17 protein-coding genes are annotated in these 21130 nt (G+C 38.4%); 6 read left to right on the forward strand and 11 right to left on the reverse strand.

What is annotated here, in order from left to right:
• Positions 1–6 precede the first annotated feature (6 nt).
• On the forward strand, positions 7–981 hold the full coding sequence (gene nrdF, locus ACFINS_RS05855; RefSeq protein WP_273722534.1) for a class 1b ribonucleoside-diphosphate reductase subunit beta: 975 nt from the start codon (positions 7–9) through the stop codon (positions 979–981).
• Here the strand turns inward: nrdF and prmC are convergent.
• The 4 genes from prmC to secA form a co-directional block, all read right to left on the reverse strand.
• Positions 978–1844 carry a peptide chain release factor N(5)-glutamine methyltransferase gene (gene prmC, locus ACFINS_RS05860; RefSeq protein ID WP_375705973.1) on the reverse strand — a complete coding sequence of 289 codons (867 nt, stop codon included), beginning with the start codon at positions 1842–1844 and terminating at the stop codon, positions 978–980. The genes nrdF and prmC overlap by 4 nt on opposite strands.
• A complete protein-coding gene (gene prfA / locus ACFINS_RS05865) occupies positions 1841–2917 on the reverse strand; it encodes a peptide chain release factor 1 (protein WP_375705974.1) in 1077 nt (358 codons plus the stop codon). The genes prmC and prfA overlap by 4 nt, the downstream gene beginning before the upstream one ends.
• A gap of 222 nt (positions 2918–3139) precedes the next feature.
• A complete protein-coding gene (locus ACFINS_RS05870; protein WP_375606771.1) occupies positions 3140–3559 on the reverse strand; it encodes a Fur family transcriptional regulator in 420 nt (139 codons plus the stop codon).
• Between the two features lie 10 nt (positions 3560–3569).
• Positions 3570–6287 carry a preprotein translocase subunit SecA gene (secA, locus tag ACFINS_RS05875; protein WP_375705975.1) on the reverse strand — a complete coding sequence of 906 codons (2718 nt, stop codon included), beginning with the start codon at positions 6285–6287 and terminating at the stop codon, positions 3570–3572.
• A gap of 435 nt (positions 6288–6722) precedes the next feature.
• Here secA and ACFINS_RS05880 point away from each other — a divergent pair, with 435 nt between their 5' ends.
• The 3 genes from ACFINS_RS05880 (at position 6723) to mutT (ending at position 9576) form a co-directional block, all read left to right on the forward strand.
• On the forward strand, positions 6723–7676 hold the full coding sequence (locus ACFINS_RS05880; protein WP_375611828.1) for a peptidylprolyl isomerase: 954 nt from the start codon (positions 6723–6725) through the stop codon (positions 7674–7676).
• Positions 7677–7804: 128 nt separating this feature from the next.
• Entirely contained in the window at positions 7805–9037 is a 1233-nt protein-coding gene (gene argJ / locus ACFINS_RS05885; RefSeq protein WP_375611827.1) for a bifunctional glutamate N-acetyltransferase/amino-acid acetyltransferase ArgJ, read from the forward strand.
• A gap of 125 nt (positions 9038–9162) precedes the next feature.
• Positions 9163–9576: an 8-oxo-dGTP diphosphatase MutT gene (gene mutT, locus ACFINS_RS05890; RefSeq protein WP_375611826.1), complete on the forward strand. Its 414-nt coding sequence runs from the start codon at positions 9163–9165 to the stop codon at positions 9574–9576.
• Positions 9577–10488: 912 nt separating this feature from the next.
• Here the strand turns inward: mutT and ACFINS_RS05895 are convergent.
• From ACFINS_RS05895 to ACFINS_RS05910, 4 genes are all read right to left on the reverse strand, one after another.
• Positions 10489–11352, reverse strand: a complete 864-nt coding sequence (locus ACFINS_RS05895) for an NlpC/P60 family protein (protein WP_375614581.1) — start codon at positions 11350–11352, stop codon at positions 10489–10491.
• Between the two features lie 157 nt (positions 11353–11509).
• Positions 11510–12880: a M17 family metallopeptidase gene (locus ACFINS_RS05900; protein ID WP_375705988.1), complete on the reverse strand. Its 1371-nt coding sequence runs from the start codon at positions 12878–12880 to the stop codon at positions 11510–11512.
• A gap of 13 nt (positions 12881–12893) precedes the next feature.
• Positions 12894–13892 (reverse strand): type I pantothenate kinase, encoded by a 999-nt coding sequence (gene coaA / locus ACFINS_RS05905; RefSeq protein ID WP_273790598.1) that lies wholly within the window; start codon positions 13890–13892, stop codon positions 12894–12896.
• A 122-nt stretch (positions 13893–14014) separates the two neighbouring features.
• Complete coding sequence (locus ACFINS_RS05910) at positions 14015–15004, reverse strand: asparaginase (protein ID WP_375611824.1); 990 nt, start codon at positions 15002–15004, stop codon at positions 14015–14017.
• Positions 15005–15224: 220 nt separating this feature from the next.
• Here ACFINS_RS05910 and hslV point away from each other — a divergent pair, with 220 nt between their 5' ends.
• Together hslV and hslU are read left to right on the forward strand one after the other, a co-directional pair.
• Positions 15225–15806, forward strand: coding sequence for an ATP-dependent protease subunit HslV (gene hslV, locus ACFINS_RS05915; RefSeq protein ID WP_375611823.1), 582 nt, complete (start codon positions 15225–15227; stop codon positions 15804–15806).
• Positions 15807–17117, forward strand: coding sequence for an ATP-dependent protease ATPase subunit HslU (gene hslU / locus ACFINS_RS05920; protein ID WP_375611822.1), 1311 nt, complete (start codon positions 15807–15809; stop codon positions 17115–17117).
• 19 nt (positions 17118–17136) lie between these two features.
• On the opposite strand, the gene ACFINS_RS05925 is transcribed toward hslU, so the two are convergent.
• The 3 genes from ACFINS_RS05925 to rpsO all read right to left on the reverse strand — a co-directional run bounded on the left by ACFINS_RS05925 (position 17137) and on the right by rpsO (position 20916).
• A complete protein-coding gene (locus tag ACFINS_RS05925; RefSeq protein WP_375650867.1) occupies positions 17137–18132 on the reverse strand; it encodes a class I SAM-dependent methyltransferase in 996 nt (331 codons plus the stop codon).
• A 72-nt stretch (positions 18133–18204) separates the two neighbouring features.
• Positions 18205–20397 carry a polyribonucleotide nucleotidyltransferase gene (gene pnp, locus ACFINS_RS05930; protein ID WP_375611820.1) on the reverse strand — a complete coding sequence of 731 codons (2193 nt, stop codon included), beginning with the start codon at positions 20395–20397 and terminating at the stop codon, positions 18205–18207.
• Between the two features lie 249 nt (positions 20398–20646).
• Complete coding sequence (gene rpsO / locus ACFINS_RS05935; protein WP_375611819.1) at positions 20647–20916, reverse strand: 30S ribosomal protein S15; 270 nt, start codon at positions 20914–20916, stop codon at positions 20647–20649.
• Positions 20917–21130 lie beyond the last annotated feature (214 nt).

Here is a 21130-nt window from a genome sequence, read left to right on the forward strand (position 1 = left end):
CATCATATGACAAAGATTACAACCAAAAATCCTGTTGTGTGCGCTGTTAATTGGAATAGATTACATGATGAGAAAGATCTTGAAGTATGGAACCGCTTAACTGGGAATTTTTGGTTACCTGAGAAGGTTCCACTTTCCAATGACATTCCCTCATGGTCAAGCTTAACAGATGAAGAACGCAAGCTAACGATTCGTGTTTTTACAGGACTAACGCTTCTCGATACAATCCAAAACACTGTAGGAGCCATTTCGCTTCTGGCTGATGCGATAACAGAGCATGAGGAGGCAGTTTTGACGAATATTGCGTTTATGGAAGCGGTTCATGCACGTTCTTATTCCTCTATTTTTTCAACTCTTTGCTCGACGGTAGAAGTTGATGATGCATTTAGATGGTCGGAAGAAAATATTCATTTGCAGAAAAAGGCTAGATTAGTACTTGAGCGTTATGAAGCAAATGATCCACTCAAGAAAAAAATTGCTTCGACTTTACTGGAAAGCTTTTTATTTTATTCTGGTTTTTATTTGCCCATGTATTGGGCCAGTCGCGCTAAGTTAACCAATACAGCAGATCTCATTCGACTGATCATTCGTGATGAAGCGGTTCACGGTTATTATATAGGTTATAAATTCCAATTGGGCTTTGCAAAGCTTGATGAAGCCAAAAGACAAGAAATTAAAGATTTTGCTTTTAACCTGCTCTTTGACCTTTATAACATTGAGTGCAAATATACTGAAGATCTTTATGATGCACTTGGATTGACGGAAGATGTTAAAATTTTTCTTCATTATAATGCTAACAAGGCTTTAATGAATTTAGGTTTTGAAGCTCTTTTCCCCCCTGAGGTTTGTCGTGTTAATCCCGCTATTTTGGCAGCTTTATCACCAAACTCTGACGAAAATCATGACTTTTTTTCAGGGGCAGGTTCTTCTTATGTCATTGGCAAGGCGGTTGCTACCACGGATGATGATTGGGAATTTTAATGTTTGCATGCAAATAGAAGTGCGCGGGGTATTCCACTGAGGTCTTTGCGCATTTCTAAACATTGAAAGCCATTTGTTTCAAACAAATTGCATACTTCTTTTTCTTGAGAGTAACCAATTTCAACAGCGATAGTGCCGTTTTCTTTTAAGTAGTTGGCTGCTTCATGGGCGAGCTTTCGATAAAAATCAAGACCATCTTTTCCACCGACAAGAGCGCGCAATGGATCATGTAAGCGCACTTCTTTTGCAAGTTTTTTGATATCTTTTGCGGGAATATAAGGTGGATTGGAAACAATAAAATCAAAGTGACCAGTGACAGAATCAAACCAATCGCTAAGAAGAGGTGTGAAGCGATGTATTACTTCAGCATTTTTTGCATTTTTTGTCGCTATTTTAAGGGCATCTTCAGAAATATCGACAGCGACTGCATAGGATTGTGGAATTTGTTTAAGAATGGTAATGGCAATGGCGCCACTTCCTGTCCCCATATCAAGGAGTGTTATTTTTCTCGAATTTTCGACATATTTTTTGAGGAAAGGGAGAACAAGATCTATCAACGTTTCTGTATCAGGACGGGGTTCTAACGTCTCTTGAGATAAAGCGAAGGATATGCCATAAAATTCTCGTTCTCCTATAATACGGTAGACGGGTTCGCCTGCAATCCGCCGTTGGACAGCCTGTTCTATTTGTGTAATGTGCTCAGAAGATAGAGGTATATCTGGTTGAGAAATTCTTTCAGCAGCATTTATTCCTGTTATCCATTCAATGAGTATTTTCGCATCGAGATTGGCTTCAGAAATTCCTTTCATGCGCAATTTTTCTTGAGTTTGTTGGATGACATTTTTGAAAGAATATTTGTTCAATTATTGTCCATTTCCATCAGCAGTGCTGTTTGGTGATCTGAGATGAGTGCATGAATAAGCTCATCAAGATCTCCTTCCAAAATGCGATCAAGCTTATACAGGGTTAGATTAATACGGTGATCCGTGACGCGTCCTTGTGGAAAATTATAGGTACGAATGCGTTCTGAACGATCACCAGAACCAACTTGGCTCTTACGGGAAGCTGAACGTTCATTTTCCGCTTTTTGTCGTTCGATATCGAATAAGCGTGCCCGTAAAATTTGAAGGGCTCGTGCTCGGTTTTGATGTTGTGATTTTTCTGCTTGTACGACCATAATTCCTGTTGGAATATGCGTGATACGAACAGCTGAATCCGTTGTATTAACATGCTGTCCTCCTGCTCCAGATGCACGCATTGTGTCGATACGAATATCTTCAGGACGAATATCAATATCAATATCTTCAGCTTCTGGAAGCACAGCAACGGTAGCAGCAGATGTATGGATACGTCCACCTGTCTCTGTTTCAGGGATGCGTTGCACACGATGAACCCCTGATTCATATTTCAATTTAGAAAAGACACCTTTTCCTGAAATGGTAGCAATAATCTCTTTATATCCGCCAACTTCCCCCTCACTGAGTGAAATAACTTCTACTTTCCAATTGTGAGCATGGGCATAACGTTCATACATGCGGAAAAGATCACCGGAAAAAAGTGCTGCTTCTGAGCCACCCGTTCCTGCTCGAATTTCAACAATAGCGTTTTTTTCATCAGCAACATCTTTAGGCAAAAGCAGAATCTGGAGTTCTTTTTCAAATTGCTCTACTTTTTTATATAACGATGGTAGCTCTTCCTGGGCAAGATTACGCATCTCTATATCTGTTTGTTTATCGTTGATAATCGTTTCTAATTCTGTAATCTCTTCGTAAAGAGCATTTAATGCGCGTATAGAGGCAATAACGGGTTGTAGTTCTGCATATTCAGAAGCTAATTTGACATATGTTTCAGCATTTGGATTCGTCGTCATTTGGCTTTCAATTATTTCAAAGCGCTTTTCAAGCTGTCTCATACGATCTTGTGGCAAGGAAACCATGATAATATTGGCCTAATTTTTCATAATACAATTTTTATAATATTTTTTTGCAATGATTTTTTGTGATAATATCGGCAATGAATTACCGTATAGCATCATACAAAAAGAGGTAATAAAGCAATTCTTTTTTTTTGCCAATGAAAACTATTATATTTTAAAGGTAAATTTTTATAAAATTTGATTTGCCTGAGGTATTTTATCTAATGATATATAATCATTTTTTTAAGAGTTTTTTTTTCCGTAAAGTTCAAGGCGATGATGAATAATATCATAGCCAAGGGATTTTGCAATTTCCTCTTGCAGCTTTTCAATAACATCAGAATGAAACTCGATAACTTGTCCTGTTTCTATATCAATAAGATGATCATGATGTTGCCCATCTGCTTGCTCAAAACGAGATGGACCACCACTAAAGCTATGGCGATGAATTGTTCCATTTCCTTCTAATATTTTCATGGTTCGATAAACAGTTGAGAGTGAAATATTCGAATCTATTTTGTTTGCACGCTGAAAAATTTCAAATGCATTGGGATGATCATTTGTATCCGTCAAAATATCAAGAATAACACGTCGTTGACGTGTTACTCTTAAACCAGCTGTGCGCAATTCTTGCTCATAATTTCGCTTTTTATTCATTTGCATAGTTTACTTTTCAAACAAAGGCTCCATGACAGTGTTTGTATTTTTTCTCTGAACCGCAAGGACAACGCTCATTACGTCCAACTTTTCCCCATGTGGTTATATCGTTAGGGTCACGATCTTGTGGATTAACAAATCTATTTTCTTGTGATCGTGCCCATAAGGTGGGAGCATTTTCTTGACTTTGATCATTAAAGACGGATGAAACAGCATCCGTTTGCTCAGGCATGGTTGGTTCTGTGGGTTGTTGAATAATTTCAAAGCGCATAAGTTTAGAAGTGACAATTCTGCGCAAATTTTTCAACATATTTTGAAAGAGTTCAAATGATTCTGTCTTATATTCATTGAGTGGATCCCGCTGCGCATAACCACGAAACCCAACAACAGAACGCAAATGGTCTAAACTTACCAGATGTTCACGCCATAACGTGTCAATAGTTTCGAGCAACACTGCTTTGTGAAAATAAGCCATAACTTCTGGAGAATATCGTTCAGTACGATCATTTTCAAGTTTTGTAACAGCATCTGATACACGCTCTAGAATTTGCTCCTCGGCAATTCCATCTTCTTTTGCCCATTTTTCCACTGGAAGCTCAAGATTAAAGAGTTGTTGAAGCTCTTCTTCGAGAGTTTTTGCATCCCATTTTTCAGAATATGTCCCTGATGGAATATAAGCCTCTACGAGATCCTCTACGACTTCATTACGCATTTCAAGGATCATTTCTGATAAATCATCTGCATTCATGACCTCCATACGCTGTTCAAAAATAACCTTGCGTTGATCATTCATGACATCATCATATTTTAGTAGATTTTTACGAATTTCAAAGTTTCGTGCTTCAACCTTTTTTTGTGCTTTTTCAAGGGCTTTATTAATCCATGGATGGATAATAGCTTCATTTTCTTTCAATCCAAGTTTTTGTAGCATACCATCCATACGGTTAGAGCCAAAGATACGCATAAGATCATCTTGAAGAGAGAGAAAGAATTTTGAGCGACCAGGATCGCCTTGGCGACCAGAACGTCCACGAAGTTGGTTATCAATACGACGGCTTTCATGACGTTCAGTAGCGATAACGTAAAGCCCTCCAGCCGCTAAAGCTTTTTCTTTAAGCTTCTGAACATCTTTTTTTATTTCTTCAATTTTAGCTGTCCGCTCTGGACCTTCTGGGATATCCTGTAACTCTTGTCGGATGCGCATTTCAACATTACCACCAAGCTGTATATCCGTACCGCGTCCTGCCATGTTGGTTGCAATGGTGAGAGCTCTAGGAACTCCTGCTTGCGCAATGATATATGCTTCTTGTTCGTGATAGCGAGCATTTAAGACTCTAAAATCGGTAATGCCTTCTTTTCGCAAACGCTCTGCCAATTGTTCTGACTTTTCAATAGAGGTTGTTCCAACAAGAATAGGCTGTTCTTTTTCATGAGCTTGACGGATATCACGCACAATTGCCCGATATTTCTCTTCTGCTGTTCGATAAATCTCATCATCTTCATCAATACGTTGTATTGGCAAATTTGTGGGGACTTCGACAACGTCAAGACCATAAATATTTCTGAATTCTTCGGCTTCTGTTGTTGCAGTTCCAGTCATGCCAGATAATTTTCTATACATACGGAAGTAATTTTGGAAAGTGATGGAAGCAAGTGTCTGGTTTTCTGGTTGAATAGCAACATGCTCTTTAGCTTCTAACGCTTGATGAAGTCCTTCAGAATAACGCCGCCCAGGCATCATTCGCCCTGTAAATTCGTCAATAATAACGATTTCATCATTGCGAACAATATAATCTTTATCGCGAGCAAACAGTTTATGAGCTTTTAGAGCATTATTGACATGATGAACGATAGCGACATTTTCTATGTCATAAAGACTCTCACCTTTAAGATGTCCAGCTTGTTCGAGCATTTTTTCAATTTTTTCAGTACCAACTTCGGTAAAGGTCGTTGTTTTTTGTTTTTCGTCTATTTCATAGTCTTCTGGAGTTAAGGCAGGAATAAATGTATCAATAAGGTTATAGAAGTCAGTACGATCTTCTAGAGGACCAGAAATAATAAGGGGGGTACGGGCTTCATCAATAAGAATCGAATCAACTTCATCAACAATTGCGTAATGATGTCCACGTTGGACCATTTGACTATGATCGAAGGCCATATTATCACGCAAATAATCAAAACCTAGTTCATTATTTGTGGCATAGGTGATGTCGCATGCATAGGCCTCTCTGCGGGCATCACTATCAAGATCATGAAGAATCACGCCTGTTGTAAGCCCTAGAAAACTAAAAATTTTCCCCATTGTTTCAGCATCACGACTGGCGAGATAATCGTTTACTGTCACAACATGAACGCCTTTACCTTCCAATGCATTGAGATAAATTGGTAGAGTTGCCATTAATGTTTTACCTTCACCAGTACGCATTTCAGCTATGCCGCAGTCGTGAAGGACCATTCCACCAATAAGTTGCACGTCAAAAGGACGCATGTCATAAACACGTTTTGCGGCTTCACGAACAGTCGCGAAAGCTTCTGGTAAGAGCAAATCAACACTTTCACCTTCACTAAGACGTTTACGAAAGGCATCTGTTTTTTGGCAAAGCTGCTCATCACTTAATTTTACGAATTGTTCTTCCAAAGCATTAATTTGTGCAACTTTTTGGCGGAGTGCTTTGAGATGTCGCTCATGAGCTGAACCAAAAAACTTACGGGCAAAAACACCTAAACTGACCATCTCTGGCCCTTTCTTTTAATTGTTGTCACTCTTGTTGGGTAATTCATACGCTCTCCCCATACTCTACATTTTCTTCAAGTTATCTGATATCATTAGTGACATCATGAAATGCAGATGGTACCATTATACTTGCTGGTGTGCAATTTTTCACTCTAATTGTAAAGTAGAGATAAGAGGCTAAGCACTTTATGTCAACTTTAAGTATGCTATTTAACTGATACAATACAAAGTAATTTAAGATACAATATGTCATTTTTCTCTATTATCATGTTTTTCATCTGCATTAGATAGGATTGGAGAAACTGAGATAAAAGGATAATTTTATACTTTTTTAAAATAAAATTACTAATTTATTTCTCTATGTTTAAAGATTAAAGTGTTATGGTAAAGAAAATTGGAATCTTGAACCTGCCTTCATTTTTAAGGAGTATATTTATGAAATTTAACTTTATCACGCTTTTTTTAGCATCAACTTTATTGGCAAGTACAAGTTTAGGGGTGAGTGCTCAAGAAGGTTTGAATTCATCGTCGAGTGATTTAAAGACTTTAGAGAAAGCTTCTGAAAAAGCCGTTTCTCCTTCTCATGTTATGGCGGTTATTGATGGGAAAAATATTACAGCAGGCCAATTGGATGATTTAGCGCTTGAAATAAATCCTAATTTAGCACGTTTTCCTGATGAACAACGCCGTATGATGGTTCTAAAAGCTTATTTAGATATGCAGGCCCTCGCAAAAGCAGCAAGAAGCAAAGGTCTTGATAAGACAGAAGCTTACGATAAACGTATGGCAGTCATGCGTGACAATGTTCTTCAACAGCTTTATTTTAAACAGGCGATTGTTGATAAAATATCGGATACTGATTTGGAAGCTCTTTATAAGCAAGAAGTTGCTGCTTTACCTAAAGAGGATGAGGTTAAAGCGCGTCATATTTTGGTCAAAACGAGAAAAGAAGCAGAAGCTATCATTAAGCATTTAAATAAAGGCGAAAATTTTGAAGAGATTGCAAAGAAAAGTTCAACAGATGGTTCTGCTGCCGTTGGGGGTGATCTTGGTTATTTTAGCCATGGTCAAATGGTCAAGCCTTTTGAAGATGCCGCATTTGGTTTGAAAGTTGGCGAATACACAAAACAACCCGTTGAAAGTCCTTTTGGTTGGCATATTATTAAATTAGAAGATCGTCGTGTAAAACAACCGCCTGCATTTGATGATGTTAAAGAGATGTTGCGGACACAGCTAATAAAAAAGCGCTATCAAGAACTGATTGTTGATTTGCGTAGCAAGATAGATGTGAAATACCCTGATCCTAATGTTACAAAAATCATGGAATCGCTTCATCAAAATGGGACGCTACTTCCCGATGAGACATCTGATGAAGAAGATACGGAATAGCTAGGAAAAATAAGTAGATAGCCTCTTTAATAGATAATTTGCTAGGTTAGTTTTGTTCAAAAAGCCTAGCAGTTTTCTATGAGAGGTTATTGATCTGCAATCATTTCATTTTTTATAGAAGGCATATTGTGGTTTTGAAAATCTCTCCTTTGTCTCCTCAAAAGATCCAAGAGCTTTCTCCATTATCTGGTGTACGGATAGCAACAGCTGAAGCTGGGATTAAATATAAAGATCGTACAGATCTTCTTTTCATCATATTCGATAAGCCAGTGAGTGTGGCCGGTGTTTTTACCCGTTCAAAATGTCCATCTGCACCTGTAGAGCATTGTCGTGCATCGCTTCCTCATGGGGTTGCAAGGGGTGTTGTTGTGAATTCTGGAAATGCAAATGCTTTTACAGGAAGCAAAGGAAAGCACACAACCGATGCAATTATTTGTGCAGCAGCGAACGCTTTAAAGGTTAGAGAAGATGAAATTTTTATAGCTTCTACGGGTGTTATTGGTGAGCCAATGGATGCATCGGGTATTGTCAATCTTTTACCAAGTATGACAGAGACAGCAGAAGAGGGAAATTGGTTGGAAGCTGCAAAAGCCATAATGACAACGGACACATTTCCAAAACTTGCTACGTGCACTTTTGACTGTGGGGGAGAGCGTGTTACCATTAATGGAATTGCAAAAGGTGCTGGTATGATTGCACCCGATATGGCGACAATGCTGTCATTTGTGGTTAGTGATGCTACCATTTCTTCGGATGCACTCCAATCCATGTTATCAGAGGCAGTTGAGGGTTCTTTCAATTCAATTACTGTTGATAGCGATACCTCAACTTCAGATACGCTTATGTTGTTTGCGACAGGGAAAGAACATTTTCCCTGCATTAGATGTAAAACAGATCCGCGTTATGAAGTATTCTCAAAGCACTTGAGTGCACTTCTGCATGAACTTGCACTACAAGTTGTTTGTGATGGTGAAGGCGCTCGTCATTTAATTGAGGTTAATGTGGTGGGTGCTACAACAAATAATGCAGCTAAAACTATTGCTTTATCAATTGCAAATTCACCGCTCGTAAAAACGGCTATTGCCGGTGAAGATGCGAATTGGGGGCGGGTCGTTATGGCAGTTGGGAAGGCCGGTGTTGAAGTCGATCGTGATCTATTGACGATTTGGTTTGGTGAGCATCGTGTGGCCGTGAATGGCGTACGAGATCCTGAGTATTGTGAAGAGACAATAGGTACTTATATGCAAGGTAAACACATCACGATTCGTGTTGATATCGGTTTGGGTAAGAGTACGGCGACGGTTTGGTCTTGCGATTTAACAAAAGAGTACGTTATGATCAATAGCGATTATAGAAGTTAATGGATGCACTTTATATTTAACAGTTTATTATTTTTCAGAGCAAATGGGGTATGTGAGCTCTTTTAGGAGCAGAGGGGATATGATAGAAAAGTCAGTTATCTTTATGTTCCCTATTGGGGAGTGATATGTGTATGAAAAGTTCCATTCTTCTTGTTGTTGCATGTGCACTGTTCGATCAGAATAATCGTGTTTTGCTTACACAGCGTCCTGAAGGAAAATCACTGGCTGGTTTATGGGAGTTCCCTGGTGGCAAGGTTGAGCAAGGTGAAACTCCGGAAGCATCATTAATTCGTGAACTAGAGGAAGAGCTTGGTATTTATGTTCAACCAAATAATTTACACCCTTTAACGTTTGCGAGCCATAGCTATAAAACATTTCATCTCTTAATGCCATTGTATCTTTGTGACCATTATGAGGGCGTTGCGCAAGGACGAGAAGGGCAAAATTTAGAATGGGTTTTTATTAATGATCTTGATAAATACCCTATGCCTGATGCTGATAAACCATTGGTTCAGGTATTGAAAAATCACCTTCTTTAATGTGTTATAAGAAGGAAATATTGTTTAAATATAAATTAATATATTGAGTTATAATGATAATTTATAATTTTTTTATGTTGCATGGGGAAGTCCAGAGTCGTAAAAATTTTTCTCATTCAAATCTGTTTTATGTTAAATTAATCAAAACCATTCTTTTGCACGTTCCAAGCGGGGAGATACATGTGGATAAAATTATTTAAGAAAGAAATAAAATACGTGCTGAAAGAACACTCTCCAATAGCCAAGGGTTATCGCAACATTGAGAATTGGCAAAGTGTATAATGATGCCTTTGCACGCTTCATAAGCATAAAAATGGTGGTAGATAATGGATTTATACTTTTCGCGATTATTATTGAGAGATTGTCTTGGAGGCACCGAGAGATATTAGGAGTATTTATTTCGTAAGATATCGATAATAGGAAAAATTTCAAAAAATATTGCTTTTGATTAAGAGGGGCATATCCCTTACGTAATATAGAACGCCATTGTGTTGCATATTTGCGGGGTTGTTTAAAAGAGGCATCTCGCAATATTCCAAAGCCCATTTCGTGCCGGCACTCGTGAATGGTATAATGGTAAAACTTTATAAGATAAAATCTATTGAGCGCCACTATCTTTACGCTTATGAAGGAGTAAGCTAGTTCCAATGTTAGTTACGATAGCTCTTGGCATTTGAGAGCATTCAGAAGGGATATTTTTCTTTTCGTAATCATTTTTACTTATACATCAATTTTGCTTGTGATGAACAAGCAAGCGATTTTGATTGATTCAACATAAAAACCGATTTGAAATGAGAGAATTTTACGATATTTAGAATGCTTGACACAGAGTAAATAATGGATAATTATCCTTATAAATCAATCTATTGTATAATAAAAAACATTCAATTAATTTTTTATAGGAGGCATGTATTAAATTTCTTGAATTGGGCGACGTTTTGCAATGGGGTATTGATTTTTTTTAGCGATACGCGTAATTGCTTCTTCCAATGGCTCGATCATAACGTCCATAGAAAAACCATTAGCGTGAATAATATTTTCATGATCAATCATAATAGCCACATGACCTTTCCAAAAAATTAAATCACCTCGTTGAAGTTTATCAGTGTCTGTAAGAAGCTTGCCTACAGTTTCTTGCTGCATATCGGTGTCTCGTAAAACTATTTGATCGGTCATCATCATAGAGAGCTGAATGAGTCCCGAACAATCAATTCCAAAACCGCTGATACCACCCCAAAGATAAGGTGTACGGATAAAGGTTTCTGCAACTGTGACATAATCTTCATATACGCGTCCAATGGGGCTGAGATGGCTCGTAATGATTGCTGTTCCATTTTCAAGAATAGAATACGTTGTATCACGGACTTCAATTTCATCAACAACACTGACTTTGCTTCCCATAGATAAAGGGGAGCTTATCGGTCCACGTAAGTCAGCGTGTAAATATTTAAATGTGCGTGGTACTGAAACCACATGCGTTTGTTTTATGGTTGATGAACAAAGAACTTTTGTATCAATATAACCGACATAACCATCCTTGAGTGATTGCCCCCACGACATCGTTTCCCCTTGTTCAAAAATGAGAAGCTCTTCTCCGAATAAGCATTCTGTTTGTCTTTCACTGTTTTTACTATTTTCTTTAAAAAGTCCGGCGACCGCGGTATTAACACGTCTTTTTTTACCTTGAACAAAGCGCTGAGCTGTAATTTCTGTTTCAAGACGTTGATCTGCTAGATCATCTCTGAATGCATAAAGCCTTGGGTCTTTAGAGATCATCTTTTTGCTTTCCATTTTGTTATTTCTTACCTTTAAACAAACTCATGAAAGCTGTATTGGTAAGATTTTTATCCTCAAACAAAACTAAGAACACAATTTAAAACGATAGCAACTGTTCTTGAAATTGCAAAATTGTCCATTTTTGTGGATATTTGTGTCAAAACTCATTTTTAAAAATATTATAAAGGGCACGGATAGTTTGTGCTGATCCACCAATAGGGTATCCTGGTTTTTCTTTTGGAACCCATCCATAAAGGTCAAAATGCGCAAAATGTTCAGTTTTTTCAACAAAAGAATTAAGAAATAAAGCAGCGATTATAGAGCCAGCAAAGCTATTTCCAGTTACATTGTTAAGGTCAGCAATTGGTGATGATAACATCTCTTGGTAAGGTTTCCAAAGGGGCATTTGCCAAAGAGGATCAAAAACAGCGTGAGCAGATTCAGAAATTTGTTGTGCCCATATTGAATCATTACAATAAAATGCGGGAAGATCTGGTCCTAATGCTATACGCGCTGCCCCTGTTAAAGTAGCCATACAAAGCATGAATTGTGGACTTTCTTCATCACCATAGGCGAGTGCATCGGCAAGGACAAGGCGCCCTTCAGCATCTGTATTACCTACTTCAACACTTAAACCTTTACGACTTTTGAGAATATCACCTGGTCGGTAAGCATTCCCAGAAATTGCATTTTCTACAGCTGGAATCAAAACGCGTAAACGGAAAGGCAATTTTGCATCCATGATAAGTTTAGCCAATCCCAAAACGTTTGCTCCACCCCCCATATCTTTTTTCATAAGCAACATGTTATTGGCTGATTTAATATCGAGACCTCCAGTATCAAAAGTTACGCCTTTGCCCACCAACGTTATTTTAGGATGATGTTCTTGCCCCCAGAGTAACTCAATCAGTCGTGGTGCAGTGCTGCCTGCTCGTCCTACAGCATGAATCATCGGAAAGTTATGGATTAAGAGATCGTCTCCACAAATACTTTTGATATGAGCACCGTAGGTTTTTCCTAGTTTTCGAGCTTCTTTTTCGAGAGTATCAGGGTTCATATCATTGGCTGGAATATTAATGAGATCACGGACGAAAAAGACAGCTTCATAAATTCGTTGGAGCTCATTGAGATCAATCGCCTCATTGACATGGATAGATAATGATTTGAAAGAAGAATTTTGACGATAGCGATTAAATTGATAGCTACCAAATGCCAATCCAAGATAGGTATTTATTTCATCAGAGGTTGTACCTTCTAAATGCCATTGACCAGCAGGAAGCTTTTGAGCAAGCAGTCCTGTGATAAAAGGATCGTTACCATTGCCAATTCCAAATAAAACTTTTTTTAAATGCCCCGTTTCGTGAGGAATAAAGAGTATTTGTCCTGCTTTACCAGTAAAGTCATTAACTTTTATCCATGCTGTTGTTGACGCATCAAGTGATAAGTTGGCAAGAGTTCTTTGGTTTACCAATATGATAGGGCAACTGTTATCGATACGCGTTGAGGTAAAATGAATGTGGTGGTGCATAGTTATGAGATCCTTATAGCCGTCTAAGTGCGACATATTCGACCAAATGATTTTTTCCCTTTCGTAGAATGAGATTGGACCGTGGTCGTGTTGGCAATATATTTTCCTGTAAATTTTTTAAATTAATCGTTTGCCAAAGATCCTCAGCGATTTTTGAGGCTTCTTTTTCATTGAGGTGGGCATAACGATGAAAATAGGATTCAGGATTTTGAAAAGTTGTTTTACGCAAACGTTTAAAGCGCTCCAAATACCAGTGACGAATGACTTCTGTTTCGGCATCGACATAGATTGAAAAATCAAAAAAATCTGATACGAAAGGAATAGCTTTTCCATCTTTAGGAAGATCACTGACTTGTAATACATTAATACCTTCAACAATTAAAATATCAGGACGATCAATGGTAATTGTCTGATTTTCTAGAACATCATAGGTCATATGTGAGTAAAGTGGGGCACGAACATTTCCGATACCTGCTTTTATAGCCGAAAGAAAGCACAGCAGTTTTTTAATGTCATAGGAATCAGGAAATCCTTTACGATTCATACGATTTTTTTGCTGTAAGATTGCGTTAGGATAGAGAAAACCATCCGTTGTGATTAGATCAACTTTAAGACTAGATGTCCAACGTTTCAACAGTTCTTGAAGAATGCGAGCCGTGGTTGATTTTCCTACAGCTACAGAACCAGCAATTCCAATAATAAAGGGCGTTTTTCTACTCTCTTCTTGATGGAGAAACTGCTGACGTTTGTGAAAAAGTTCCTGTACTGCTTCAACATGGCATGATAACAGACGCGATAAAGAAAGATAAATGCGTTGGACTTCTTTAAGATCGATAGGATCATCAATAGAGCGTAAACGCTTAATTTCATCAAAAGTCAAAGTAAGAGGTGTGTCTTCACGAAACTCTGACCATTCTTGTGCAGTAAAAACACGATAGGGTGAATATCGGTCAGAAACGGATTTGACCAGATTATCTTTCTGATTAATTTTTTGTATAGTCGTATCAATCATTTGTATTTGTCGAGATTTTCTTGCAGCAGCAATTGATTAAGAGTAGACAGATGAGCGGCTTTATTTTCAAATAAATTTTGTTTTGCATGCTCTCTTCTTTTAAGATAATGGATCATTTTTCATTAACTTATAGTCCAGTCATTCCAGTTTGCACGGATTTGTGCTAATGAGTGCCCTTGCGCCAAAAAAGTCCATAAAAGTAGACGCGCTTTTACGGCTGATAAATAACCAGACATGAGAGCACCAGAAGCAATCATATCGATTTCGGAGCCTTTATAGCCATAAGTTATACGAGTTGTTGAGCCATTACAACAACGACTAGCAATAATGATTGGTATTTTTTGTGCATATTGTTGTACAAGGTCTGCTTCTTGAAAACTACAGTGCCCCGCACCAAAACCAGCAATAACAACTCCAGCATAATACCCACTTTCAAGGCATAGTTTCATTAATTGTGCACCAGATGATAAAGAGGAATAGAGGAGTGCAATTTGATGATCATGGTTTTGGGGAAGATCAAACGTTTTTGGGAAAAATTTTCGATCATTGAAATAAATAAGTTTTCCCTCTAAAATAGTTCCTAAAACACCTGCAAGACCTGATTGAAATGTTTCGACTTTGACGGTATGGCTTTTATAGAGCCAATAAGGTGAATGAATTGCATCATTTATGACAACGAGAACGCCCCTGTTACGACTTTGTGTGGCTGCTGCGACACGAGTGGCTGCTAAAATGTTTGCGGGGCCATCGGCGCCTGCTTCATGAGGCATGCGCATAGCGCCGGTTATGATGAGTGGTTCGGCTTCTTTCCAATAAAGAGAAAGAAAAAAAGCTGTTTCTTCCAGAGTATCAGTCCCTTGTGTTAAAACAATACCTTCTGCACCAGCGTTTATTTGTTGTTTTGCCCACTTAATTATTTCAAAAAGCATTTGAAACGATAAAGATCCACTTGGTATTTGCATTAATGTTTGTGCATGAATATCAGCAACGTTATTTAAATCAGGAACACTTTTTATGAGGTTATCTGAAGTTAAAGTCGGTTGCATGTGACCAAAACTATCAGCAGTCATTGCAATTGTTCCACCTAAGGTCCCTATGGCTATTTTTTTCATAATTTTCCTCTAAAAAGCACAAACTGTTTATATAAAGCTATTTAGCAGTAATTTACATTGACAACAATGATATCATTTTTCCATTTTCAACAAATTGAGTTATGCTGAATCATTGTGTTTTGCTGTATATGTTCTTAAATAGGACAATAGTAATTGAGTTTTACATTGTATGAAAAGAAATCAATATTAAAAAGTAAAGTTAATATTAAGGAGTTTCCTTATGACAGAACATAAGCCAGACATAATGTATGGTACAACAATTATTACGGTACGAAAAGGTGGACAAGTCGTGATGGCTGGGGATGGTCAGGTCTCTCTTGGACAGACAATTATGAAAGGCAATGCACGTAAAGTGCGTCGTCTTGGAAAGAACGGAGTGGTTATTGCTGGTTTTGCTGGTGCTACGGCAGATGCTTTTACATTACTGGAGAGATTGGAAACAAAGCTTGAACAATATCCTGATCAGCTTATGCGTGCTTGTGTGGAACTTGCAAAAGATTGGAGAACAGATCGCTATTTGCGTCGTCTCGAAGCAATGATGCTCGTGGCTGATAAGAAAGTAACTTTGGCTCTAACAGGGCTTGGTGATGTCTTAGAACCAGAAGATGGGGTTATGGCAATTGGCTCTGGAGGAAATTTTGCTCTTTCAGCAGCGCGTGCACTCATGGATTTGGATTTAGATGCAGAAACTATTGCTCGTAAAGCTATGGCTATTGCCGCTAAAATTTGTGTTTACACCAATGATCATTTTACGATTGAAACATTGGATGCAGAATTATCTTCTTTAGAGAAAGCTATTTAAATGTGTGTTGTATTTTCCCCTCGTGAGACTGTTTCTGAACTTGATCGTTTTATTATTGGCCAAAATGATGCCAAACGCTCTGTAGCTATTGCATTGCGCAATCGGTGGCGTAGGCAACAGCTTGATGAGCCGATGCGTGAAGAAGTTATGCCAAAAAATATTTTAATGATAGGGCCAACAGGTGTTGGTAAAACAGGAATCGCACGTCGATTAGCAAAACTTTCTGGAGCACCTTTTGTGAAAGTAGAAGCGACGAAATTTACTGAAGTTGGTTATGTGGGACGTGATGTTGAGCAAATTATTCGAGATCTTGTTGAAATTGCCATTTCTCTTGTGCGTGAAAAGAAACGGGATGAAATAAAAGAAAAGGCTCACGTGAATGCTGAAGAGCGGGTTTTAGACGCCCTTGTTGGTAAAACAGCAAGTCCTGCTACCCGTGATAGTTTTCGTAAAAAATTGCGTGAAGGTGAATTGGATGAGAAAGAGATTGAAATTGAAGTCGCCGATAATAATAGCAATAGTGCTTCAACCTTTGATATTCCTGGTATGCCTGGGGCACAAATGGGTATTATGAATTTATCAGATATTTTGGGAAAAATGGGCAGTCGTACAAAAGTCCGTAAGACGACAGTAAAGGATTCTTTTAAACCGCTCATTGATGATGAATCTGAAAAACTCCTTGATCAGGAGCAAATTATTCAAGAGGCGCTTCGTGTTGCTGAAAATGACGGTATTGTTTTTATCGACGAGATTGATAAAATTGCAACCAGGGATGGTGGAGCAAGTGTTGCGGTTTCGCGTGAGGGCGTTCAACGGGATCTTTTGCCTTTGGTTGAAGGAACAACAATTGCTACAAAATATGGGCAAATCAAAACAGATCATATTCTTTTTATTGCCTCAGGTGCATTTCATGTTTCCAAGCCATCTGATTTATTACCGGAACTTCAAGGACGTTTGCCCATCCGTGTGGAGCTGAACCCTTTAACAAGGGAAGATTTACGGCGCATTCTAACGGAACCAGAAGCTAGTTTGATTAAACAATATATTGCTCTTATGGCAACAGAAGAGGTTCATTTGGAAATTACCGATGATGCAATTGATGCTTTAGCAGATATTGCTGTAGATTTAAATGCAAGGATTGAAAATATAGGGGCACGTCGTTTGCAAACAGTGATGGAGCGCGTTTTGGATGAGATTTCTTTCACTGCACCTGATAAAGCTGGAACATCGTTTAAAATTGATGCTGCTTATGTGAGAAAATCGATTGGCGAGCTTGCTGCTGATATCGATCTTTCACGTTTTATTCTTTGAAAGTTATTGCTTGTTCTGTTTATCTGCGTGCTTCGATAATTTTGAAACCATGGGCTTGTTCATGTATCAACACTGTGCGGAAAATATTTTTTAATAATGTTTCATAAGGCAGGTGGCGGTTTGCAACAAAAAGCAGACTGCCGCTTGGCTTTAAGCACTTTGCAGCATTTATAATAAAATTTTTTCCTAATGAAACATCTGTTGTTTGTTGTGTGTGAAACGGTGGATTTGAAATGATTGTGTCATATAGATTTGTGACAGGTTCATGTACAAGGTCATGCCAATAAAAATGAATTGGAAAAGGAGTTGTTATGGATTTAAGGTGCTGTTTTGCTGCTCTCAAAGCATTGTAGTCTGCTTCATAAAGGTCGAGAGCAGTGAGTTTTTCACTTCTTTCAAGCGCAACGTGAGAAAGATAACCCCATCCAGCACCAAAATCAGCTGTTTTTCCAGAAATAACTTTGAGCATATAAGAAGCAAGCGCAGCAGATCCTGGATCAATACGTCCGTGTGAGAACATACCAGAAGTGGTTTGAAATTTACCAAAAGTGAGCGGTGGTGAGCGCAATTGCGCAATGTTATGTCTCTCAATTTGTTGAGGAACTTGCAACCAAAATACAAGACCATGATTTTTAGACAATTTATTGGTGATGGGAACAATTGTTTTGACCCATTTCATCATTGAAGCAGCACCAGCAGTTTTATCCCCACTAATTACAATCCATCTATTGGGTTTAACGCATTCTAATAAATCAAGAAAACAATTTTGGTTCAAACCACGATATTTGCTCAAATGTAAAAATGCACCATCATAGCTGAAAGTTTTATCTATTTGAGGAGAGCAGTGAAATTGAGTATCGACAAATTTTAAAAAATCTGGTCGCCAAGGCGTAATAACTTTTAAATTTTGTGCCCATTCTGGAGCTGGGATTTCTGTTAAACCAAAACTTAGCCAACACTGGTTTGGATCAGGATACGGGAGTTCATGATTTTCAAAAGGCAAAAATAATAACACATATGACTCTTTCAAAGAAAAATGCCACTCCAATGTTGGGATGGCATTTCATGATACGATAAGAGGAAAAACTTACTCTTCTTTCTTACGGCGGCGCTTATTTTCAGGTTGTTTTTTTTCATCCACGCACTTTTCTTCATTCATCGCTTTATCACCGGTGATTTCCTTTCCGGTTGTTTGATCAACGACCTTCATTGATAACCGAACTTTTCCACGCTCATCAAAGCCCATTAATTTAACCCAAACTTTGTCACCTTCTTTTACAATATCTGTTGTTTTGGTGACGCGTTCTGATGCAAGCTGAGAGATATGAACGAGTCCATCACGAGAACCAAAGAAGTTTATAAATGCACCAAATTCTGCAGTTTTTACAACTGTTCCTTGGTAGATAGCACCAACTTCAGGCTCATCGACAATAGAATGGATCCAACGTTTTGCTGCTTCAATGGTTTTAGCATCAGCAGAAGCAATTTTAATGGTACCATCATCTTCAATATTAATTTTTGCTCCAGTTTGTTCCACGATTTCCCGAATAACTTTACCACCAGAGCCGATAACATCACGGATTTTATCGACAGAAATATTCATAACTTCGATTCGTGGAGAAAATTCACTCAGCTCAGCACGTGCACTGGTTAAAGCTTTCCCCATCTCATTAAGGATATGGATTCGTCCACCTTTGGCTTGTTCAAGCGCGATTTTCATAATCTCTTCGGTAATACCATCAATTTTGATATCCATTTGCAAGGCAGTAATACCATTTTCTGTTCCTGCGACTTTAAAATCCATATCTCCAAGATGATCTTCATCCCCTAAAATATCAGAAAGAACAGCAAAGCGTTCTCCTTCTTTAATCAAGCCCATAGCAATACCAGCAACAGGGCGTGCTAGAGGAACACCAGCATCCATAAGAGCAAGTGAGGTTCCACAAACCGTTGCCATAGAAGAAGAGCCATTGGATTCAGTGATTTCTGAGACAGCACGAATGGTATAAGGAAAAGATTCTTTCGTTGGTAACATGGGGTGAATTGCCCGCCATGCCAATTTGCCATGTCCAATTTCACGACGACCTGGAGAACCAAGGCGTCCCGTTTCACCCACTGAAAATGGTGGAAAATTGTAATGGAGAAGGAATGTTTCCTTATACATTCCTGTCAAAGAATCAACATATTGTTCATCTTCACCAGTTCCCAATGTTGCAACGACAATCGCTTGTGTTTCTCCGCGGGTAAAGAGTGCTGATCCATGTGTGCGGGGTAAAATACTTACTTCTGATTGGATAGGGCGTACGGTAGAAAGATTGCGTCCATCAATCCGCTTTTGGGTATCAAGAATGTTTCCGCGAACAATTTTTGCTTGCAACTGTTTAAATACGGTTGCAATTTGATCTGCACTAAATTGACAGTCTTTTTCTGGTTCTGGCATAAATTTATTGAGGATTTCTGTCTTTAGTGCATCAATTGCAGCATAACGTTCTTGCTTATCAGTAATTGTGTAAGCCTTTCGTATATCCTGTTCTGCCATTTTCTGCATCGCTTTTTCAAGCTCAGAAAGATCTTCAGGAACAAAATCACGAGGATCTTTTGCAGCAACTTCAGCAAGCTTTATAATGGCATCAAGGACAGGTTGAAGGCCTTTGTGACCAAACATTACGGCCCCCAACATGATATCTTCCGGTAATTCTTGTGCTTCTGATTCAACCATCAAAACAGCACTTTCTGTTCCAGCAACAACAAGATCAAGTTTTGATTCAGGCATTTCATCGATATGAGGATTAAGAATATATTGTCCATTACAATAGCCAACGCGGGCACCGGCTATAGGCCCCATGAAAGGAACACCTGACAGGGTCAATGCCGCAGAAGATGCAATCATCGCAAGGATATCGGGATTGTTTTCGAGATCATGCTGTATAACGGAAACAATAACTTGTGTATCATTTTTATATCCCTCAACGAAAAGGGGACGAATTGGGCGATCAATCAAACGTGAAACCAAAGTTTCATTTTCACTTGGTCGACTTTCACGTTTTAAATAGCCCCCAGGTATTCGACCAACAGCATAGGATTTTTCTTGATAATTAACGGTGAGTGGAAAAAAGTCCTGGTCTGGTTTTGGGATTTTGGCCGATACAACGGTTGCTAAGACAATAGTTTCTCCATAGGTAGCAATCACTGCACCATCAGCTTGACGCGCTATTTTCCCTGTCTCAAGGGTGAGAGGACGCCCAGCCCATTCAATTTCTATCTTGTGCGTTTTGAACATTTTTTATCCTTAATGACCAGTGTTTAAATCTTTGATTGCTTACATTCTGGTTGTGCATAGCATATTTGCAAATTCTGGGGTGAACAACAAATTACTTCCTTTGTTACGACGAAGAGAGAAGTAAATCGTATTAAATGCGAAACGATGAGCAGTTCTATCCCATAATAACTTATCAGTTTTTAAAATTTTTAATTAAAAGCAACACGTTGAAAAAATGGGTGTTTTTTTAATACCACTTCCATTTTTCTTTTAGCGACGCAAACCTAACTTCTTTATAAGTGTCTGATAACGATTTTGGTCAACTCCTTTAAGATAATCAAGAAGACGCCGACGTTGAGATACCATCTTCAAAAGACCACGACGAGAATGATTATCTTTTTTGTGAGATTTAAAGTGGTTTGTTAAATTAGAAATACGTTCAGAAAGTACAGCAATTTGCACTTCTGGTGATCCTGTATCACCAACTTTGTTTGCGTATTCTGCGACAAGAGCTTTTTTACGTTCAGCTGTAATCGACATCGTATTATCCTTTCCAAAAACGAAGAAACATAAAGCCACCCATAGCCGAGATGTCGTTCAGCAAGGGTCTGTGAGAAAACAGGAAAAGTCGAAGACTCTTACCTATTTTCGTTCTTATATAGGAAAGAAGGTTAAAATACTAGTCCTTGACAGCATTTTGAAGTCTTTCTTTAAATAAAAGCTTTTGTTTTGAAATATTGATTTAAATAGAGTT

The organism is Bartonella sp. AA2SXKL (genome assembly GCF_042197205.1).
In the GTDB taxonomy this organism is placed as follows: domain Bacteria; phylum Pseudomonadota; class Alphaproteobacteria; order Rhizobiales; family Rhizobiaceae; genus Bartonella.